The following is a 19,341-nucleotide window of genomic DNA, read 5'->3' as shown; positions in this document are numbered from 1 at the left end:
GCAATAGTCTTGTTTGGCGTGTTCTTGGTTTTCTAATTGCGACGGGAAATAAAAAAAGCTCAAATCCTGATTTGAGCTTTTTACTTATGAATGAACGAGTTTTTCTATTGAATTGTTAATGCTCAGTAATAGGGGCGTTCATCGTTTGATGACTTAAGCCAGAATTCGCATCAATACCGGTTTCAGTTCCGAGTTTACCTTGATGATGGCGCCTACCAGAAGCCGTTCCTGACTGTCGATTGCAATTGCCTCCGAAAGCTGGACGTCATCCAGCGTAAACAACCCCTCCTTGTTAAAGCTCAAATCAGGTTTGCCATTCTGCAGGATTCGGGCAAGTGGAAGGTAGGATGGCGCTGTCCCCGATTCCATCGAATTACCGGTAGCGATAATCCTGCCCTGTTGGTCGATCAAGCTATCGTGCCAAGAGAGACTTCTGCTTTCGTCGTTAGGAGTGAGAACAGGTTTACCTTCATTGAAGTCTTGCGCAATGTCTCCCGAGTGAGTGACGCTCGTAATGTAACCTTTATTGGGGAAACCCATTTTTTGACCGGCAATGAGCAGTGTTCCCGAGTTTGACTTTGCAATGGAAACAATATTGTTTGGGAAGTTTAAGTGCTTGAGCAGCAGATATCCATTGTCTGCAAAGTTACGTACTTGTTCTCCGGCTGCCGTATACATGGCCACTAACCCCACCCATCTGTTGTCGACGTTTGCGTTGCCTGCTACGCCGATCAGGTTGTCGGAAACTTTAATAATTTTGTAAATGTTTGCTGGGTAATCCGGGTGCCTGATATCAATGTAGGGCTTGCCATTGTTGAAATCATTGTCGGGTTGACCAGAGCTTAAAATTTGAATGAGGTAGTTGTTGTGGATGAACAGTATTTTTCCGTCAGGAAATACGATAGGCGCACTTGAAGAGTGTCCACCTTCCGATGATGGTGCGGGCAGGGATGACGTCGCAGGAGAGACGGGGAGCGGGATAACGATCTTCCCACTCTTGCCAAACTCAGTTTTGTAATTTCCGTGGTTGTTGAAGCAGGCAAGGGCGGCCATCGCCTGGCCGTCGTTCTGATGTGAGCCATGAAGCAATATGCTTTCATCTTCCAGCAGCCTGATACTTAATCCTGATGATTTTCCTTCGTTGGCAAATTTGTCCAGTACAAATCCATGATTTGCGTAGCTTTCATCGGTGGTGCCATCGGCTGCAATGCGACCCAATACAAAGTTATCAGCAGTGCTGCTGACCAACAGTGTTCGGTCTTTTGAGTCAGTGACCAATCCCTGAATTCTCGATAGCCCGCTATTGGGGCCGGGTATGTGAATGGTCACTTTCCCCCTCTCGCCGAAAGTTTCATCCAGATGTGCGGGAGAGCGGTTGCCGGACATTTTCAGATCCTCATTGATTTGGAACTTCCTGAGGATCATTTAGCTTTTCACTATTGCTGTCTACTGTAAGACTTGACAGTAGACAAGGTCGTTAATTTAAAGGTGGCGCAATGGCTATCTTCGAATTCGCCATCAACCTTATTCCAATGAGTAGCAGCGGAAAGCAAGAAGGGCCCTGTTCAATTGGCCCTTCTGAATTTTCGTGCTGTCTCAGTCGTTTTTCAGCGGAATCAGAACTTTGTCATCAGGCGAGAGCACCATGAACACCAGCAACTTGGCCGGCTTGCTCTTGCTGGCATTTTTCGAGATCAAATGCTCGGAACCGGCCGGCTCGTACCAGTATTGGCCCTTCTTGTAGGTGATCGGTTGTTCACCCTTGACCTGGGAAACGATCTCGCCTTCGAGCACGTACGCCATGGCGGTGCCGTCGTGTTTGTGGGCGATCGAGGACTGGCCGGGTTTGTAATCGACTTCGATCATCATGGCTTTTTTGCCGGGGACGTTTTTCAGCATCTGATCCTGCAGCACCGAAATTTTCTCGGACGGCGAATCGGTGCCGTGGGCCAGTGCCGAAGCGCTGATGGTGAGGGCCAGAGCGGCGAGCGGGGCGGCAAGCAAGCGCAGGATTTTCATGGTGATCACCTGATGAAGTGGGGGAGTCGGTGATCACAGTAGTCCGCGGGCCGGGGTATTCAAACGGCCAATATTCGGGAAGTTCGGGTGACAAATCTGGGGAATTTCAGCGCATTCAAATACGCCATCGCTGGCAAGCCAGCTCCCACAGGTTTTTGTGTCGTTCATATGATTTGTGAACGATACAAACCTTGTGGGAGCTGGCTTGCCAGCGATGGCGTCAGTAAGTCAAACGATTGGAAAAGAGTTGAAATCCACGCTATTGGCCAGACGACTGTCGATCAGGTCGATGAAGCCCTGGGCTTCCGGGCGATTGAAATGCGCCTGCATCGCCGCTTCCGACTGCCAGCGGGCGCTGACCGTCCAGCGGTGGCTGTCCTCGGGGCAGCGGTCGACCATGTAGGAATCGCAGCCCGGCGTCTGGCGCAGGGTTTCGACGATCTTCTGCAACTGCTTGCCCAGCTCCTCCGATCGGCCGGCGGCAGCCTGCACCTGTACGGTGTTGATCACTTCGTTGGACATTGCTCACACTCCTGAATCAGGCCGGACGAATCCTGCTCATTGAGGGATAACGCTTGTGCAGGATAGGCCTGCACCCCCGGATCACCAATAACCAATCGGCGGTTAATCGTTTAGGCCAATCTAACCCACGACCTGTTGCAGAATGTCGCGCAGGCGGTCGAGGGCGATGTCGATGTCCAGCGTCTCGATGGCGCCGAAACCGAAGTACATCCCGCTTCTGGCCGGCTGCTGGTAATAGAAGCCATCAATGGCATACAGCCCGACTTCGACCTTTTTCGCCAGTTCGATCACCAGCGGCAAGTCGATCGGCACCTTGCAGAACACTGCCATGTGAAACCCCGCGCTGGGCGGTACGGCTTCCAGCCATGGCGACAGGTCGGTGGCCATGCGCGCCAGAATCCGCTCGCGGCGCTGGGCATAAATGGTGTGGCAGCGGCGGATGTGCTTGAGCAGACAGCCTTCGGCGATGAACTTGGCCAGCGCCCATTGCGGCAGGGTGGAGGCGTGCAGGTCGGTGAGCTGCTTGGCGCGGATCACCGCTTCGAGAATCGCCGGCGGCAGGATCGCGTAGCCCAATCGCAGCTCTGGCAGCAGGGTTTTCGAGAAGGTGCCGACGTAGGCGACGATGCCGCGCTGATCGAGCTTGTGCAGCGAATCGGTCGGGCGGCCCTCGTAGCGGAACTCGCTGTCATAGTCGTCCTCGATGATGATCGCGCCGAGTTCATAAGCCCGTTCGAGCAGGGCTTCGCGCCGCGCCTGACTCATCGGCATGCCCAACGGGAATTGGTGCGACGGCGTCACGTAAATCAGCCGCGTGCCCTCGGGAATCCGCTCGACCTGAATGCCCTCGGCATCCACCGGCACACCGACCACCGTCGCCCCGTGAGTGCCGAACAGCAGCCGCGCCGGCGGGTAGCCGGGATCTTCCATCGCCACCAGACTGCCGGGGCGAATCAACACGCGGGTGATCAGATCCAGCGCCTGCTGCGCGCCGTTGCACACCACGATGTCTTCGTCCTGACAGTTCACGCCACGGGAAAACGCGATGTGCCGAGCAATCGCATTGCGCAGCGCCGGCAGGCCTTCCGGCACGCTGTAAAAACCTTTGGAATTGGCCATCTGCCGCAGCGCGTGAGAGACGCAGCGGCGCCAGTCATCCTGGGGAAACTGGCCCTTGCTGGTGGCGCCGCCGATGAAGTCGTAGCGCAGCGAGCCCTCGAGCGTCGGGTGGCGCAGGAACACCGGCAGATTGCGCCAGCTCTCGATCACTTCGGCGCTCGCCAGGTCACTGTGATTTTGCTTGCGCTCGATGGTCGCCGGGCGCGCGTTGACGTAAGTGCCTTTGCCGATCACGCCGGTGAGGAAATTCTCGTAAGTGAGCTGCGCGTAGGTGTCGGAAATGGTCTTGCGCGAGATCCCCAATTGCTCGGCGAGCAAACGGCTGGGCGGTAACTGGGTGCCGGCGGCCAGACGCCCGGATTCAATGGCGCCGCGCAGTTGCTGGTACAACTGACCGGCCAGATCCTTGCGGCCATTGATCACGACATGCAGTTCCATACCGACGGGGCGCTCCGGGCGATTGAGTGTGCCGGCCAGATTACTCCCGAATGCAGTATCGACAGAAGTTGCGTAGTGCAAATCCCGCAAATTGGCATAGGGCCCTGTGGGAGCTGGCTTGCCAGCGATGGCGGTATACCTGCTGACATCTATGTTGAATGTGATTGCCCCATCGCTGGCAAGCCAGCTCCCACAGGAATGTTGTTTTACTTGAATCAGTGGTCTGCCATTTTTTCGTGGAATTGGGGCTGTAACGTTGCCCAACCAGCGCTTACCGTGAAATCACTCTTCTGCTGCCCGAGGCCCGCCCATGTCCCCGCGTCTGGATTACTACAGCGCATCGCCCAAAGCGATGAAAGCGATGATTGGCCTGGAAGCGCTGACCAGCAACCTGAGCATCGAACCGCCGCTGCTGCACCTGATCAAGATCCGCGCCTCGCAACTCAACGGCTGCGCATTCTGCACCGACATGCATTCGGTGGAAGCGCGGCGGGCTGGGGAGACGGATCGACGGCTGTACGCCATCGCGGTCTGGCGCGACAGCGGCTTCTTCAGCCTGCGCGAGCGGGCGGCGCTGGCCTGGACCGAGGCGGTGACGCTGCTGGCGGACAGCCGGGTGCCTGACGATGTTTACCAGCAGGCGCGGGAACAGTTCAACGAGACCGAACTGGTGGACCTGACCATGGCCGTCAGCACCATCAACAGCTGGAATCGCCTGGCGGTGAGCTTCCGCCAGATTCCCAGCGACTGAACTCCAGACCTCGATCGTTCCCACGCTCCCACGCCCCACACGGTGATCGTTCCCATGCTCCGCGTGGGAATGCCTCTGGGGACGCTCCGCGTCCAGTGACGCAGAGCGTCACGGGCTGCATTCCCACGCAGGAGCGTGGGAACGATCAGTTCTGCGGCCGCTCTGATTCTGATCGTTTCCCACGCCCCACACAGTGATCGTTCCCATGCTCCGCGTGGGAATGCCTCTGGGGACGCTCCGCGTCCAGTGACGCGGAGCGTCACGGACTGCATTCCCACGCGGGAGCGTGGGAACGATCAGTTCTGCGGCCGCTGTGATTCTGATCGTTTCCCACGCCCCACACGGTGATCGTTCCCACGCTCCGCGTGGGAATGCCTCTGGGGACGCTCCGCGTCCAGTGACGCAGAGCGTCACGGGCTGCATTCCCACGCAGGAGCGTGGGAACGATCAGTTCTGCGGCCGCAGTGATTCTGATCGATTCCCACGCCCCACACGGTGATCGTTCCCATGCTCTGCGTGGGAATGCCTCTGGGGACGCTCCGCGTCCAGTGACGCAGAGCGTCACGGGCTGCATTCCCACGCAGGAGCGTGGGAACGATCAAGTGAAAGCTAGTTCGGTGGGCGCTGCGGTTTCACCGACGTACCAAACGTGTTGCCCATCCGCGTACTGGTGGCCGCCGGCGTCGCCAGCCCCACCTGATTGGGCGGGCGTTTGTCGATCGGCACATTCATCGCTTCCAGATTCTTCTGCGCAGCCGCCGCGCCGTCGGGGTTGTTGCCCATCTGCTGGCTCAGGCAGTCGTAATTCGGCGCCTTGTAGCCACCCACCGTCACCTCGACACAGCCCAGCGGCTGCTCCGCATGTGCAGCGCTAAACACCGTCAGCAGCAACCCGCCGAGGGCAACTTTCCAGACTGATTTCATGCCTGCCTCCTGGCCGGCCCGAAGGGGCCGCTCTGGCTCAAGAGTCTAGTGCAACGGCGGCGCCGATCCCGTGATGGTTTTTTTGCAGTGGCCGTCACACCAGATTCATAAACAGCCCTCAGGATGACGGTTTTCAGGGATACATCAGCCGTGCAGCGAGGCCGTGCCAGGGAGGATGTTGTGCGCTCAGCGCTCATGCGCCAGCTCTGTCTGGGGCTGCTGCTTGGCTTGTTTCTGAGCCGCGCCAGCGCCGACCCGGTGCCGGCGACGATGCGCATGACCTTGCACATCCCGGCCCAGGAACTGGCCCACGCCCTCGAACAGTTCAGCCGCGCCACCGGCATGGCGGTGCTGGTCGACAGCCAGTTGAGTCGCGGTCGACGCTCATTGGCGGTGGACGGTGAATTCACCGCCGCCGAAGCGTTGCGCCGGATGCTCGGCGGCAGCGGCTTGATGGCCAAGTACAGCCGCGACGACGCGTTCACCTTGCAGGTTGCGCAAGTCGAGGAAGTGCCAATGCCGGCGGAGAAACCGACCCCCGCCAGCGCAGCGGTCAACCGCAGTTACGCCACGGCGGTGCAGGCTGCGATTGAACGCAACCTGTGCCGCTCGCCGCTGACCCGGCCCGGCAGTTTTCGCGCGGTGTTGCAGCTGTGGATCGGCCGCGACGGCGTGGTGCAGCACAACCGGTTGGTCACCACCACCGGCGATGTTCGGCGCGATGCAGCGCTGGTAGACAGTTTTCACACGCTCAAAATCGACCGGCCCACACCCGGCGCATTGCGCCAGCCAGTCACGTTGCTGTTGTTACCCGAATCGTCAGGAAAGCGCATGGAATGCACACAATGGGAAGGAGTTTCCGGGGGATGAAAGACGCCGGACAAAGTTCGATGGTCCAGCTGTTCCTGACGTCCTACGAGGACATTCGGGTGCGCCTGCGACGCCGTCTCGGCTCGGAGGACCTGGCCAACGACGTGCTGCACGAAACCTACCTGCGGGTCGACCGCATGGAAACGCCGCCTAACCTGCTGCGCCCCAACGCCTACCTCTATCGCATGGCCCTGAACATCGCCGCCGACCGCCGCCAGGCCGATGCGCGGCTGCTCACCGGCAGTGAAGTCGAAGAACTGCTGCAAGTCAGCGACGAAGCGCTGGACCCGATGCGCGTGGTCGGCGGCCAGAAGGAAATCCAGTCCCTGCTCAGCGCCCTCTACGAACTGCCGGCCCGGCGCCGCCGGATCTTCATCGCCGCACGGCTGGAAGAAGCGCCGCACCTGGAAATCTCCCAGCGTTTCGGCATTTCCACGCGCATGGTCGAGAAGGAAATCAAGGCTGCCCTCGGACACTGCGCGGCCAAACTGGAAAGAAAAGTGTTTCAGCGGTTCGGTCGCGGGGCCGGAAAACCGTCTAGTGAATGAAGCTCCCGATCAACCCGTCGAGTACCTGCGCGTTTGAACATCTTCCGTCTGACACCTGCCGAGCCCACGCCTGCCGAGCGTCTGCAAAGCGAAGCCCGCGACTGGCTGATCCTGCTGACCTCCGGCCGCGCCACGGTCGCCGACGCCCGAGCGCTGCGCCAGTGGTGCGCGCAAAGCCCCGAACACGCCCGCGCCTTCGAAGAGAGCAAGGCCTTGTGGCACCTGCTGCAACCGGCGGCAGAAGCGACGCAGGCACCACGCCGGTTTGGACGACGGGCCTTTCTCGGCGGCGCCATTGCCGCATCGGCAGCGTTCCTGCTGGTGCGCGGCACGATCCCGGGCGGGTTCTCCGGGCTTGGCGCCGATTACATCACCGAAGTCGGCCAGCAACGCCGGGTCGAACCGGTGGATGGTTTGAGCCTGGAACTGAACACCCAGACCCGCATCAACCAGCGTTCGGTGGATGAGGGCGTGCAGGGCTTTGAACTGCTCAGCGGCGAAGTCGAAGTGCAGACCGCGCGGCTGCCCCTGGCGATGCAGGCCGGTGGCGGTTGGCTGCGGGCGAGCAGGGCGCGGTTCAACCTGCGCAACCTTGATCAACAGGTGTGCGTGACGTGCCTCGATGGCGCGGTGGATGTGGAAGTTAAAGGCCGCAGCCTGCGCCTGGAACCGGGCCAGCAACTGACCTATGACGCGCAACAGGTCGGCACCGTGCAAAGTGTCGACACGGCGGCGGTGATGAACTGGCGTCAGCAGGTGCTGGTGTTCAACGGCGCGACCCTCAGCCAGATGATCGACGAGATCAACCGCTACCGCCCAGGCATGTTGCTGCTGCTCAACCGCGAACTCGGCCAGCGCCGCGTGCAGGCGCGTTTCTCCCTCGATCAACTGGCCGGCGTCGGCGCACTGATCCGCGATGCCTACGGCGTCAAATGCACCGAACTACCGGGCGGCGTAGTCGTTCTCAGCTGATCACTGCAAGGGCCCCATGACCTGCCGGTACTTCTCCGGCCCTTGCGGTGTCTGCCGGGTCAACCGCACCTCCAACCCCAACGGATCCTCCCGCCGGTTCCCACTCAACTGCCGCCACCCCTTGTCCGCCTCCCAAACCCGCACCTGCAAATCACTCACCTCACCCAACACCGCCACCCCAGCCGTAGGCGCCGGCAACGGATACCGACTGCGCGCCGGCGCCACCGCGCGATACAACGTGTCCCCCTTGAGCCACCAGCGCACCCGCTGCAACGCCCCCGGCTGATCCGCCGCGCTCCGAATAATGTCCAGCCGAAACCCCTTGCTGTCACTGCTGCGCACCGTAACGGCAGGCGGGGCGGTCGCGGGCTCATCCTCGGTGCCGACTTTCTTCGGCTCCGTCAACTCGGTCCCCGCGCGCATCTCCACATCCCGCTGCATCTGATTCAACGCCCGCAACAGGCTGTCACTCTGCTCACCACTGGCCTGCAAATGGCTGTCGGCGCGGGTGACACTGTCCAGCCCCTTCCAGGCAATCAGACTGACCACCGCCATCAACAGAATCGCGACCATCACCTCGATCAGCGTAAAACCTTGTTGTCTGTTCATTGCACGCTAATCCGGCCCGAAGCATCGCGCAGCACACTCAACCGATTGAGCCCGTCAGACAGCGTCAACTGCAGCGGCGGATTGATCCACTCCGCGTTCAGCACCACTTTCTGCTTCGGCTCCACCCGCACCTCCAGCTTCGGACTCTGCCAGGGACGCGGCCGCAACTGCGGGTCCCGATCGAAATGATCAAAGCCCTTGCCACTGTCACTGCGCCGACTGAACCGAAACCCCTTGCCATCGCTCAACCACGTAATCGGCCGGCCATCGGCGCGGGCCTCGGCCTGGGCAATCTGCAGCAACTGCGCCACGCGCTCGGCGTCCTTGCGCAGCAACTGCAACGGATCGGGCTTGATACTCAGACTGATCGCCGCACTGGCGATCCCGATGATCACCAGCACCACCATCAACTCGATCAGCGTAAAACCCTGCTGCCTGCACCGGTTCATCGAATGCGCACTCCTTTGCGTTCAGCCCGTCCCAAAAAACCATCCTGCACGGCCAACATGTAAGGCGTGTGAAATAAAACCGTGAGAATTGCCGCGTAGTCTGGTCACCGGGACTAAAAGGAGATTCAGCCCATGAGATTCACCGCACGCTTTTCACCCCCCCAAATCATCCAGGCCACCGCACTGCTGGCCGCCCTGGTCGGCATCGCCACCTGGTCATCCCTGCTCCTGACCATCGCCGAATCCCACACCCCGGCGGCCACCCCGCAACTGCTTGCGGCGCGCAGCGATAACCCGGCGCTGCAATGGTTTTCCAATCGCACGGCGCCGGTGGAGATCAAGGTCAGTGGTGTGATGGCGGGGAGTCGGGGGGCGGTGGCGATTTTGAGTTTGAACGATGGGCCGCCGAGGAGTTTTTTGCAGGGGGAGCGGGTGAGTCCTGGGGTGAGGTTGGTTGCGGTGGAGGGGGATGGGGTGGTGATTGAGCAGGGTGGGGAGAGGGTGCGGTTGGAGGTGGAGAAGTTGGGGGAGGGGGTGGAGATGGCTAGGTTGGTTAGGCCGTGATTTTTTTGGGCGAGTAATTTTGGCCTTTCAGTCGGGTGGTGGGTACTGGATCGCCGGAGATGGACTTGATTGCTTTTGAGCAACCGAAGGAAGCGTGTCGTAAATGTCCGCTTTCTGCTGTGGATTCAAGCGGACGTTTGCAAGCGACCGCTACCGGCCAGAAGGAGACATTCGGGACAGAATAGCTACGGCCATTTTCGGAATTTGTTGATGAGGCTGAGATGGCTCCCTTGTCTCATTTTCCAAGGTCCCTCTCTAGAAGCCCTCACGTGCCAGTCGTCGCTTCGGCGCAGCTAGGCTGACTGATTATGGCAAACTCCCGCTCTGAGTACTGTTTTTTTGTACAGTTTTGTTTTGGGGCAAGGATGCTTGAAAAATCGCATACGGCGTGGACACGTTATGTTTCATTGATTATCGTGAAGGCAATGTGTCATCAATTTTTTGATGAATGCTCTTGAAAGGGAATTTTAATAGTGAGAAATCGTGTCAGTGTATTGACTGAAATCCAGCGAAATGAACTCGTAGTTGAGAACTTCATTTACCATATCCTGAAGTCTGGTGAGGACGAGCCTGAATGTTTGGATGAGGTTCTTCTTTCAAGTGATACACAAAGAGCATTCTTCAAGAAAATAATTTCGGAAACAGGGCAGGGTACTCAATACACCTTCGTTGATAAAGAAAACTCTCACTTAGTGGCGGCATGTAATGCAATTGTTGAAGAGCCTGATGCTCAGTTTGTCGAGCAGTCTAAGGAAATAGCTAGGTTATTTTTGGGGCAGCATTCAGCGGGGCAAACAGCTGATGGAGTCCTAATCGTAGCAAGAGTGACAATTATTTCTGGAGCTTCAAGGCAGTCTCTAGTTGCTTTAATAAAACTGGATTATAGCACTGTGCTGCGTCAGCAGAGAGATACAGTGCAGAATACGAGAGTTAGGTTGGAAGAAATTATAGAAGCACTTTCTGAGCAGGCTGCTGCTGTTCAAAAGAAGGCTCTGATTCAGCTTGGAGATGATTTCGCTTGGGATGTACTGGCAGTGGAGCGGAAAAAAACAGGTGCGGTGTTGGATACTGAGGACGCTATTACTGATTATTTCAAGCGCTTCCTTGGTGTCCGTCTTAGGGTAAATGACTCAACCTTGACTAAACAAATGGTAGTTGCCTGCCATCGATGGGCAAGAGCATATGACGGGGACTTGGGCGGTAGAACTCCTTCAGACGTTAGGCATTCAGTAATCGGTTTGCTTGACGCCTTTGCAGATGGTGAACTTGCCTATAATGAGATTAAAGATCGCGTCTGTATTCATGCCGATCCAGCACAAGTTACTCGTATGAAAAGCAGCTTTGATTCGTATATGGATGAGCTCGGGCTTGGAGGAGTGTCGTTCTCACCCAAGCCGGGTTCTATTCCTAATAAGGATAGGAAAGGTGAGTGGATTACTGATGCAGGCGTCAAAGTGATTTGGCAAGGAGAACGAAATCCAAATATTCTGGATAAGGTAAAGCAGGCTGATGGCTCATTCATTATTACCATCAGAGCTACTACCGTGGAAGAGCGGGAGTAGTTATGCCTGTTGATCTGGGGGTGCTATCTGGATTTATAGTTCGGTTACAGCGGGAGGCTGATATCTCTCATAATGAGAATTCGTTCGGAGCTAATTACTCTGGTATTCTTAGTTCCACTTCTCGGGCGATATTAAATGAGTTGTCTCAGTTGATTTGTGAGCATGCTATAACAAGCATACGCTTACAAGTCGATGGGCAAGATGAGGCTTGGGATGAGGTGGATTTTTCTGACCAGCGTATGCTCGATTGGGTTGTGTCTGTAACTGATAAGGCTGCTTTACTTCGAGATTCCTTAGCGATCAATGTCGATATAGATGGTTTGTTGTTTTTTGATAAGGTCTATTTCTTAGAAAGTTGGCTTCCGGAAGTTTCTGGTTTGCTAGGTGGTGAACTGCACCAGAGCCTTCAGTCTGAAAGACCACTTAAAATATTTTTATGTGGTCTCGAAGATTCATTTGGTGGACCTAGAATTGCCATAGTCCCTACAAGTAAATATGATCAGGTTTTGCCTGTCGAGTGGATGATGTCAACGAAGCTTCCTAATCTGGAAAGGCTTCTAAAATCAGTGCATTTTGTTACCGGAAACGCCGTTATGGTTTCCCCTGAGCGTTTTTTGTTTAATTGGGGAGCTGTTGATAATGCCATTGCAATCTACTTCAACAAGGCTTGTGTTGTTTATGCCATGATCTCCTTGGTTCAAGAGTTTTATGGTTGGGATAAAGTTGTCTTAAAGGGGCGTAGAAAGCTTGAGTTAAGTGTCTGTGATAACGAATTACAGGAATTTTCGAAGCGGGATATTGATGCGGTTATTGCTTGTGTTGAATGGTGCTATGCAGAAAGTGATGAAGAAACTAGAACTTTACTTGTAGTTGATAGGCTGACACTTGATTTAAAGGATGATCAGGCTCTGATTGGCGCGGTTCGCCTTGTATTCGCTGCGTTTGCGGAGGCAAGATCTAGATATAAATATGTAGTTTTGGATAGAAAAAAAGATTACACGAAAGAACTGTCTGATATACAAAAGGACCTGTCTGGCGTGGTGGATAAATATGTTTCAGCAAGTCATCAATTTACGGGGAGCTTGCTTACAGATGTATTGGCTCTAGCATTTGTGCTCACTGCTGGAGTCGTATCTCGTAGATTTATTGCTGAAGACGCGCTGAAGAGTCCGGAGGCAATAGTTTTGTTCAAGTCTTTTTCAATTTATTTAGTTGTGGCTGTGATTTTAAGATTTTGGGGAGCGATATCTGTAAGTCTTATTTCTACAAAGTTATTTAAAGACTGGAAGGGTATCGTTAGATCGCATATGTCGGCAGAGGAGCTTCAGCGAATTGTTGATAATTCTTTGTTTTCGGTTAAAGTGAATTTTTGGATTACCTGCGTTGTTGTGTTCGTTATTTATGTGGTTATGGCGTTATCCTGTTGGAATGTTGAGCTTACATTGGATTTATTTGGTGTGCTTGGCCGATAGTCGAAGACGTTCCTGTAGAAGGCCATGTCTATCCGTCGTCTATAGAGGAGTCCCTGAAATTAAAGTTTTCAGGTTTTATTATTTGTCGGTTGTACGTCGGGAGTGTGCATAGGTTTCACCTGCAGTTTTTTGATGTGATAGTTTGGGATGGGGCGGTTTTATAGATTTGGCTAAACTCCAAAAGGGGATCCATAATGCCTTTTGATCCGTCCTGAAAGCATGTAGTCGGACCTCACCCCACTCCCTCAGCCATATTTGTTGTGTCTTTGTATGATTGCACAAATTTACCTCGTCCGTGATGCCCTCGCGCATGAGCTGAAGAGAGCATCGGACATCTTGTATAATTAGGGTTCGGTATCGGTTCTAATTAGGTGAAGTATTCTGAACGCTTAAGAAGTTTAAGTTGCCACTGTTTAAGATAGTCCAGACTCTTCAATTTAATATTGCCTTCGCTCTTCTCCAGGATATTTTCTTCCTGATATGGAGGTAGTATCAATGCTGATTGAAAATCACTTTTCGCCAATACGTTTAAAATTTGTTCAAAGTTATATTTGTCGAAGTTGTAGATTAGGCCGTCCACCAAGAGTAGTGTAAGCTTTTGCTTACATGTTTCACGCGCTTTAGTTACGGCGAAACTCACTAGCAGCTTGCCATACTCGCTTGTCGCTAAGCGAGTTAGAGTTACCCAGCGCTGACTGTCGTGTCGCCGAAACAATAGATTTACGTAGGGTTCGCCATCTGACTTGTATTTATTTTTTGATACCGTTTCATCTTTATCATTGTACTCAATGTCTACGGCTTGCTCGAATTTCATATCTCCAGGTAACAATTCTCCGCCGCCCATCTCGGCCAAGTAAAATAAAGCAGTTTTATCTATACTCAGATAGCGCATCAAAAAATCAACATCATCTTCATGCGGCTTGCGCCGCGTCTCCCGTTCAGAGCATAAAATGACTTCCAAGTCTCCGGGGGGGAGCAGATAAGGTGTGCGACCTTCTTTTCGAATAAGGCTACCATTGCACATTTCCAAATCTAAAGTCTTATTGAACGTGTCGACAGTAGAGTACCTAATTTGCACTTTGTATCTAAGGTGAGTGCCATTTCTATAGGTGCCATCGAACGTCTCAGCATACTTTGAATCACTAACGGATGCCGCTGCTTCCATTAGAGATGTCTTTCCGCAACAGTTTGGCCCAAAAATCAACGTATTTCTTGATAGCGTGATACTAGGGGGGGTAATTAGATCGGCGTACTCTGAAAACTCTATCGTATCCACCCAGCCAAGTGGAGAAGGGGAGTCATCAAGTAGTTTCCTTATTCGGGCCTCTGCCAACGCTTTCCATGCAAATAATACAGCGGCGGGAAACTCATTTCCTTTTTTCTTATCAATTAAAGATGCGTGAGAAGAGCAACACCAAATACCATTTTTTTCGCTACTAATGAATGCATCCGTCTGTTCGCCCCGGCCGCGCGGCCCATCCTCAGCAGCACTATAAATATGGCAAGCAATCCCCATGTTTACTGCGCCATCAAATTCTAAAAAAGGGCCAATCGTAACATTGGCACATCGGGGGACAGAGCAACGGCCGTTTACTCTCTTAAAAATTTCGAGCTTTGTAGTTTGAGAAAAATCTATTCTAACTTCCTTTGGTGTCGCCATCTTTAATCCCTCGTATGAACATCTGCTCAGCCCGACTTTCACAGCTAAGCCGGATTGTTATTCATGCGATAGCGGCTCTTCAAGCTTTTCTTATTGAAAAGTGCGGTCTGTAAACCCTTCACCGCCAACGAAAATTTTCCATTTAGGCTTCGGAGCGCCCCTAAAGCGAATAGTACGTAATCGATGATGAGGCGAATCAACCAGTGGTTGGACTAACTATTTTTGTCTAAAAACGAATCTCGCCAAGCGTCCGCTTTGGGTGAGTGGTAGGCGGCATCAGTTTCTGCTTCTGGCTGCTAGCGGCCGCTTGCGTACATCCTTTTTGGGCCGAAAGTAGCTGTCGTTTTTAGGTGTAATGGCAGCTAAACGCAGAATACTCGGGCCGCAATCATCGTGGATGGCCATCTGCTGCCATACAACGATCCTCCCTCACCAGTTATCCTGCGCACCCCGCGAATGACAGGAATCAGCCGTTTGGGCACAGCTTTTTAGGTTTTGTCTTACAGCCGGCACTTGGGCTTTTCGATAGCGTCGGACTGTCAGAAACCCAAGCCGGGATTCCCGAAGTGAACAAGGATGATTCATGAGTGAAATTGGAAACGTACCGAGGCCCGCGCAACCTAACCCGCCAAGAAAAAAGGTCTACCGTGGCGTAGAACCGACCGACCTGCACGCCAAGCACTGGGCAGAATACCCAGAGGCTCCGGCAGAGAAACCGGCGGCTGCAAAGCCAATAGCTGAACCTGGTTTCTACATCGTGCAGCAGGTCATGCCGCGCTCTGCATTGGAAGCTGCGTTGTTCGATAAGCCGGACGGTGCAACGCTTGAGAAATTCTCGCGCCTCAACCCTCACGTCACTGGCTACGCCAAGCCTGGGCAACTCATCGTATTGAGCGATCCGAATAATCCCCAGTGCACACGTGAAGAAGCGTTGCTCATGGAAGCAGCTCAGAAAGTGGATGCGGCACTCAAGCCCATGTCCGACGAGGAAGCGAGCTTCATGGTCCGCTATCGGAGCCAGATAGAGTCCGTTCTTTCGCAAGGCTCTACATCAATCGGTGTTGGGGAGTCGATCTTCGCCAAGAACCTTGAAGACGTGAAAACGTCGCTAAAGGAAATCGAAACGCTGCATCAGAAAAGTTTTCAGCGTGACGGTCACTTGCGTAGTTCGGAGTTTTTCAACGAGCGTGCACGACTGTTTGCCAAGCTTGATAGACAGCTCACCGGGTTAACCAGAAAGGGCATCGGTTTTCCTGATCATCCAAGTCTTAAATCAGCTCTCGGCATCTCAAGCAAAAGCCTAGTGCATCACTGGACTCTGGCCGGTGCTCCGGGACAGATTCCCGGTTACGCCACTCACGCAGAAGGTGTCGCCAGAGCCGCCAAGGTTGTGAAATATGGTGGCTGGGTGGGTACAGCCGTAGGTGGCGGGGCGTCTTACATGAAGGTTCAAGAAGTCTGCGCGGCAGGCAACAAAGATGCCTGTGAAAAGATTAAATACACGGAGGGCGGTAGCTTCATTGGAGGGGTGGCCGGCGGCGCGGCAACAGGGGCAGTTTTGACAGCCCCAGTTGTAGGTGCGATTTGTGTAGGGCTTGGAGTGCCTACTGGTGGCCTAGGGACTCTGGCTTGCGGCGTAATAGTCGTAGCAGCAGGCTCATATGCTGGCGGTGCCGTAGGAGGTGCCACTGGTGAACTGGCAGGTGAAATGATTTACGAGGTTACGAAATGAATACTGCAGAACTCATTGTCGGCGGTATGTGTGTTGTGGTCATTGCTCTGCTGATCGTTTGGATCGGTGTTGCCCTGTATATCGGTAACACCAAAATGGATTTGATCCTTGAGAACCTCAAGAACAGCTCTGCTGGAGTCAAGTTGGCTGCACTGAAACACGGCGGAGCTTGGGGAAGGCTGCTTTTGGTCGGAGGTGCATCCGGACTCGTCACATTTGCAAATTTCTACACTCGCCGTGGCACTCTGAGCGTAGAGGACGTAAGCAACTTTCCGGCGCCACTCAGGCAGAAACTTGTATTGATGCAATGGAGCGCAATTGTGCTGCTTTCTGCGATGACGGTTCTTGCTGCTGTGGGGAAATCGGGAATTCTAAAATAACCTGGGTTCACCTTCGTTTTAACGCTCGGAGGGGCTACGGACGAAGGCACTACAAGAATGAAAAAGCTTTTAATCGCGGCGATCCTCGCCCTAGTGTCCATGCTTTACGTCGGCTACTACGAAGCCCTTGAGGACGGAGACATCGAGACCATTGTCTTCATCAAGAAGCACCCGACGTTTCAGATGAAGTTCTACAACATCCACGCGAACGATGGAGAGATCAGGAAAGTAGAGCGCCTGACAGCAGAGGAGCGAGGGTGGATTATTGATTACTGTAGGTATCGCTTGGGGATCGACACAGACCTGAAGACTCAGGATGACGTCGAGATGTGCCGCAAAAAATAGAAATGCTCATTTGGCCGAGGTCGTCAGTCACACCTGACAACCTCGGCCATTTTCTTTCCGGCTGCTGGGCTACGGCGCTCAGCCGATCACGCCTTCACCTCAACATGATCCAGCGCCTGATTCACCGCCAACTCACTCAACATCACCAACTGCGCAATCCCGATCGCAGTCTTGCGATGCGCAGGCTCTAGCGTGGCAGCAAAGTTGTTGAGCATTTCGCTGGCCGATCCCAGGGATTCGCTGGCGTTGGCCAGGAGGGATTCAGTGTTGTACGCGGGGTTGGCCATGTACATGGGATCGTGTTTGTGATGGCTGCCCATGATGCGTTGTTGTGGGGTGAGGTAGTGGTCGAGGGCGCGTTCGGCGGCTTCGTTCAGGGTTCGGGAGTCGGGGAATTTGTAGGGTGAAACCGGATCGGTTTCGGGGGGATTGGGTGTCGGTTTGAACATAGATGTAACTCCTCATGCTTCAAAAAGGGAGGCCATCCAAATTCGCTACCAAACGAAGGTGGCGGCCATGCTCAGGTTGGTAGACCGGCACATGAGGAACCCGGCGCACCCGAAGGTGCCCTGTGCATGACCACCATAAAGCTGAGACGAAACGACGCCGCGAATGGTGATGCTGTGCAACTCTCATGTGCGGGCTACCAAACCCGATCACTGTTTTTCAGTGACCCGGAAACGATAAGACCCGCACCCCAGACGCACAAGCCGGCGGATTCTGGCGTAGTCGTAGGCAATGACGCAAGGCGTTGTAGCCTTGAGGAAGTAACGCTGAGTGTCTTTAAACGGCACTGAAAAAATCGGTTAAACAGGCTATCGGCACAGCGTCCGTTCGTGCGGTAGAGGGGGCAGCCAGTGATTGAGCAGGGTGAAAAGAGAATGCAAGAGAAATGACCGTTGGTCGTAAACATCCGAATACCTGTCAGATCTGACAGGTGACGCTTCCTGCTGCCCACGATTGAATCACTCCGTCAAACCAAACCCACGAAACGGAGTTACTGACATGTCTACATCCAAGTCCAATGCCCCCATACCCATGATCGTTTCTATCAGCGATTCCAAGGGTGAAGTACCTAATGGCGGAGCAACCCCTGATACCACTGTGAGAGTCGCAGGTCTCTCGGTATCAGGGACGAACGTCGGAGTGTTCGATGGAACAATCTTGAAAGGTAATGTCCTTGCTGGACCAACAGGCCAATGGTTAATGGAGTTAGGTGGGCTGGCCTTGGGCAGGCACAGCATCACGGCTCGGGTTGACGGATCTGTGTCGGTTCCCAGAACATTTTCAGTGGTTCAACAGTAGAAAACAGATTCAATGGTTGCGAGTGAAGATCGGGAGATTTGAGGCGCGAAGTCCTCAGGGATCCCGATCTGTCCCCCCCTCGGGTTTGGCGTTTTGAGCAGGCCAGAACTATGGGGTATCCGGGCGGCTGAGCAGTGTTTCAAGCCTCGCCAGCGGCGGCGCTTCCCGGCTGCGGTCAAAGACTTGCACACCAACCTTCAACAACCGCCCATTCTCGCCCCCCCCAATCACCTGCTCACACCGCAACAACAACCGCCCCTGATCACACTCCATCGCCTTAACCCCCATCGGCAATCGCCCCTCCAACCGCAACTCCGCCATCCGACTCTGCGCCGCAATCATCGCAATCGAGCGATCCCGCAAAACCCCGCTGCTCTGCGTCATCAACCCCGCCACGCGCACGGCGGCGGACATGGCGACGGCGATGATCGCCAGCGCGACGAGTACTTCAATCAGGGTGAATCCGGCTTGCGGGGAGGGGGTGCGCATCGGGGTCTCGGGCGGTCGGGCAGCCCTTGACGCTAACGCCCGTGCTTGACGGCTTGACGACGAAAACACCCGAGGATTTTCAACATCCCTGACATATCTTCTTGCAACACTGCGCGTCGAATCGAATCAAGCCAGGGAATGACGAGATGGATATCGCGCAGTTCAAACAGCCCAGTCAACCGAGCCGGATGCCCCGTGGGCAGCAGGGTTTTACGCTGATCGAGATCATGGTGGTCGTGGTGATTCTCGGGATTCTGGCGGCGATGGTGGTGCCCAAGGTGCTCGACCGGCCGGATCAGGCGCGGGCCACGGCGGCGAAGCAGGACATTGGCGGGTTGATGCAGGCGCTGAAGCTGTATCGCCTCGATCACGGCACTTACCCGAGCCAGAGTCAGGGCCTGAAAGTGCTGGTTGAGCGGCCGGCTGATGCGAAGAACACCAACTGGCGCTCGTACCTGGAGCGCCTGCCGAATGACCCGTGGGGTCGGCCTTATCAGTACCTCAATCCCGGTGCCAACGGCGAGATCGACATCTTTTCCCTCGGCGCCGACGGCCAGCCTGACGGCGACGGCGTGAATGCCGACATCGGTTCCTGGCAGTTGTAAGGCCGG

At 54.8% G+C, this 19,341-nt stretch carries 21 protein-coding genes; 11 read left to right on the top strand and 10 right to left on the bottom strand.

Translation table 11 applies throughout. The annotated features are described in order from the left end of the window. Positions 1–153: 153 nt before the first annotated feature. From ACM6JM_RS11290 to ACM6JM_RS11275, 4 genes are all read right to left on the bottom strand, one after another. Positions 154–1,386, bottom strand: coding sequence for a hypothetical protein (locus ACM6JM_RS11290; protein WP_134333943.1), 1,233 nt, complete (start codon positions 1,384–1,386; stop codon positions 154–156). 210 nt (positions 1,387–1,596) lie between these two features. Continuing rightward, on the bottom strand, positions 1,597–2,019 hold the full coding sequence (locus tag ACM6JM_RS11285; RefSeq protein WP_039773276.1) for a cupin domain-containing protein: 423 nt from the start codon (positions 2,017–2,019) through the stop codon (positions 1,597–1,599). A gap of 228 nt (positions 2,020–2,247) precedes the next feature. Then, a complete protein-coding gene (locus tag ACM6JM_RS11280) occupies positions 2,248–2,541 on the bottom strand; it encodes a putative quinol monooxygenase (protein ID WP_039773274.1) in 294 nt (97 codons plus the stop codon). Between the two features lie 120 nt (positions 2,542–2,661). Then, the gene (locus ACM6JM_RS11275; protein WP_414881881.1) at positions 2,662–4,098 is read right to left on the bottom strand and encodes a PLP-dependent aminotransferase family protein; all 1,437 of its coding nucleotides are present in this window, start codon (positions 4,096–4,098) and stop codon (positions 2,662–2,664) included. A 310-nt stretch (positions 4,099–4,408) separates the two neighbouring features. Between ACM6JM_RS11275 and ACM6JM_RS11270 the strand changes: the two genes are divergently transcribed. Then, on the top strand, positions 4,409–4,849 hold the full coding sequence (locus tag ACM6JM_RS11270) for a carboxymuconolactone decarboxylase family protein (RefSeq protein ID WP_039773270.1): 441 nt from the start codon (positions 4,409–4,411) through the stop codon (positions 4,847–4,849). 609 nt (positions 4,850–5,458) lie between these two features. Here the strand turns inward: ACM6JM_RS11270 and ACM6JM_RS11265 are convergent. Next, positions 5,459–5,773: a hypothetical protein gene (locus ACM6JM_RS11265; RefSeq protein WP_414881880.1), complete on the bottom strand. Its 315-nt coding sequence runs from the start codon at positions 5,771–5,773 to the stop codon at positions 5,459–5,461. A gap of 195 nt (positions 5,774–5,968) precedes the next feature. Between ACM6JM_RS11265 and ACM6JM_RS11260 the strand changes: the two genes are divergently transcribed. Genes ACM6JM_RS11260 through ACM6JM_RS11250 form a run of 3 tightly spaced genes read left to right on the top strand, consistent with a single transcriptional unit; the run spans position 5,969 to position 8,163 of the window. Further along, a complete protein-coding gene (locus ACM6JM_RS11260) occupies positions 5,969–6,643 on the top strand; it encodes an STN domain-containing protein (protein ID WP_240867074.1) in 675 nt (224 codons plus the stop codon). Then, positions 6,640–7,191: an RNA polymerase sigma factor gene (locus ACM6JM_RS11255; protein ID WP_414881879.1), complete on the top strand. Its 552-nt coding sequence runs from the start codon at positions 6,640–6,642 to the stop codon at positions 7,189–7,191. Before ACM6JM_RS11260 ends, ACM6JM_RS11255 begins: the two co-directional genes overlap by 4 nt. A gap of 33 nt (positions 7,192–7,224) precedes the next feature. Beyond that, positions 7,225–8,163: a FecR family protein gene (locus tag ACM6JM_RS11250; protein WP_414881878.1), complete on the top strand. Its 939-nt coding sequence runs from the start codon at positions 7,225–7,227 to the stop codon at positions 8,161–8,163. On the opposite strand, the gene ACM6JM_RS11245 is transcribed toward ACM6JM_RS11250, so the two are convergent. Both ACM6JM_RS11245 and gspH read right to left on the bottom strand, forming a co-directional pair. Next, on the bottom strand, positions 8,164–8,772 hold the full coding sequence (locus ACM6JM_RS11245) for a prepilin-type N-terminal cleavage/methylation domain-containing protein (protein ID WP_414881877.1): 609 nt from the start codon (positions 8,770–8,772) through the stop codon (positions 8,164–8,166). After that, positions 8,769–9,221 carry a type II secretion system minor pseudopilin GspH gene (gspH, locus tag ACM6JM_RS11240; RefSeq protein WP_074690232.1) on the bottom strand — a complete coding sequence of 151 codons (453 nt, stop codon included), beginning with the start codon at positions 9,219–9,221 and terminating at the stop codon, positions 8,769–8,771. Before gspH ends, ACM6JM_RS11245 begins: the two co-directional genes overlap by 4 nt. Before the next feature lie 132 nt (positions 9,222–9,353). Here gspH and ACM6JM_RS11235 point away from each other — a divergent pair, with 132 nt between their 5' ends. From ACM6JM_RS11235 to ACM6JM_RS11225, 3 genes are all read left to right on the top strand, one after another. Beyond that, complete coding sequence (locus tag ACM6JM_RS11235; protein ID WP_414881876.1) at positions 9,354–9,785, top strand: type II secretion system protein N; 432 nt, start codon at positions 9,354–9,356, stop codon at positions 9,783–9,785. Between the two features lie 473 nt (positions 9,786–10,258). After that, entirely contained in the window at positions 10,259–11,347 is a 1,089-nt protein-coding gene (locus tag ACM6JM_RS11230) for a nucleoid-associated protein (protein WP_414881875.1), read from the top strand. A gap of 2 nt (positions 11,348–11,349) precedes the next feature. Next, on the top strand, positions 11,350–12,819 hold the full coding sequence (locus ACM6JM_RS11225) for a hypothetical protein (protein WP_414881874.1): 1,470 nt from the start codon (positions 11,350–11,352) through the stop codon (positions 12,817–12,819). A 367-nt stretch (positions 12,820–13,186) separates the two neighbouring features. On the opposite strand, the gene ACM6JM_RS11220 is transcribed toward ACM6JM_RS11225, so the two are convergent. Continuing rightward, complete coding sequence (locus ACM6JM_RS11220; RefSeq protein ID WP_414881873.1) at positions 13,187–14,479, bottom strand: hypothetical protein; 1,293 nt, start codon at positions 14,477–14,479, stop codon at positions 13,187–13,189. Between the two features lie 583 nt (positions 14,480–15,062). Here ACM6JM_RS11220 and ACM6JM_RS11215 point away from each other — a divergent pair. Genes ACM6JM_RS11215 through ACM6JM_RS11205 form a run of 3 tightly spaced genes read left to right on the top strand, consistent with a single transcriptional unit; the run spans position 15,063 to position 16,936 of the window. Further along, positions 15,063–16,211, top strand: coding sequence for a hypothetical protein (locus ACM6JM_RS11215; RefSeq protein ID WP_414881872.1), 1,149 nt, complete (start codon positions 15,063–15,065; stop codon positions 16,209–16,211). Beyond that, a complete protein-coding gene (locus tag ACM6JM_RS11210; protein WP_414881871.1) occupies positions 16,208–16,591 on the top strand; it encodes a hypothetical protein in 384 nt (127 codons plus the stop codon). Before ACM6JM_RS11215 ends, ACM6JM_RS11210 begins: the two co-directional genes overlap by 4 nt. 57 nt (positions 16,592–16,648) lie before the next feature. Next, positions 16,649–16,936 carry a hypothetical protein gene (locus ACM6JM_RS11205; protein WP_414881870.1) on the top strand — a complete coding sequence of 96 codons (288 nt, stop codon included), beginning with the start codon at positions 16,649–16,651 and terminating at the stop codon, positions 16,934–16,936. 86 nt (positions 16,937–17,022) lie between these two features. Here ACM6JM_RS11205 and ACM6JM_RS11200 read toward each other — a convergent pair whose 3' ends face one another. Both ACM6JM_RS11200 and gspI read right to left on the bottom strand, forming a co-directional pair. After that, positions 17,023–17,385 (bottom strand): DUF6124 family protein, encoded by a 363-nt coding sequence (locus ACM6JM_RS11200; protein WP_011334564.1) that lies wholly within the window; start codon positions 17,383–17,385, stop codon positions 17,023–17,025. Positions 17,386–18,349: 964 nt separating this feature from the next. Further along, entirely contained in the window at positions 18,350–18,730 is a 381-nt protein-coding gene (gene gspI, locus ACM6JM_RS11195) for a type II secretion system minor pseudopilin GspI (RefSeq protein WP_163975539.1), read from the bottom strand. Positions 18,731–18,876: 146 nt separating this feature from the next. Between gspI and gspG the strand changes: the two genes are divergently transcribed. Next, entirely contained in the window at positions 18,877–19,335 is a 459-nt protein-coding gene (gspG, locus tag ACM6JM_RS11190; protein WP_414881869.1) for a type II secretion system major pseudopilin GspG, read from the top strand. The last annotated feature ends 6 nt before the right edge of the window (positions 19,336–19,341 follow it).

This window comes from Pseudomonas sp. IT-P2 (assembly GCF_949767575.1).
GTDB classification, from domain to species: Bacteria; Pseudomonadota; Gammaproteobacteria; order Pseudomonadales; family Pseudomonadaceae; genus Aquipseudomonas; species Aquipseudomonas pharyngis.
The sequence above is the reverse complement of the archived record's forward strand: the minus strand, read 5'-3'. Positions and strand labels throughout refer to the sequence as shown.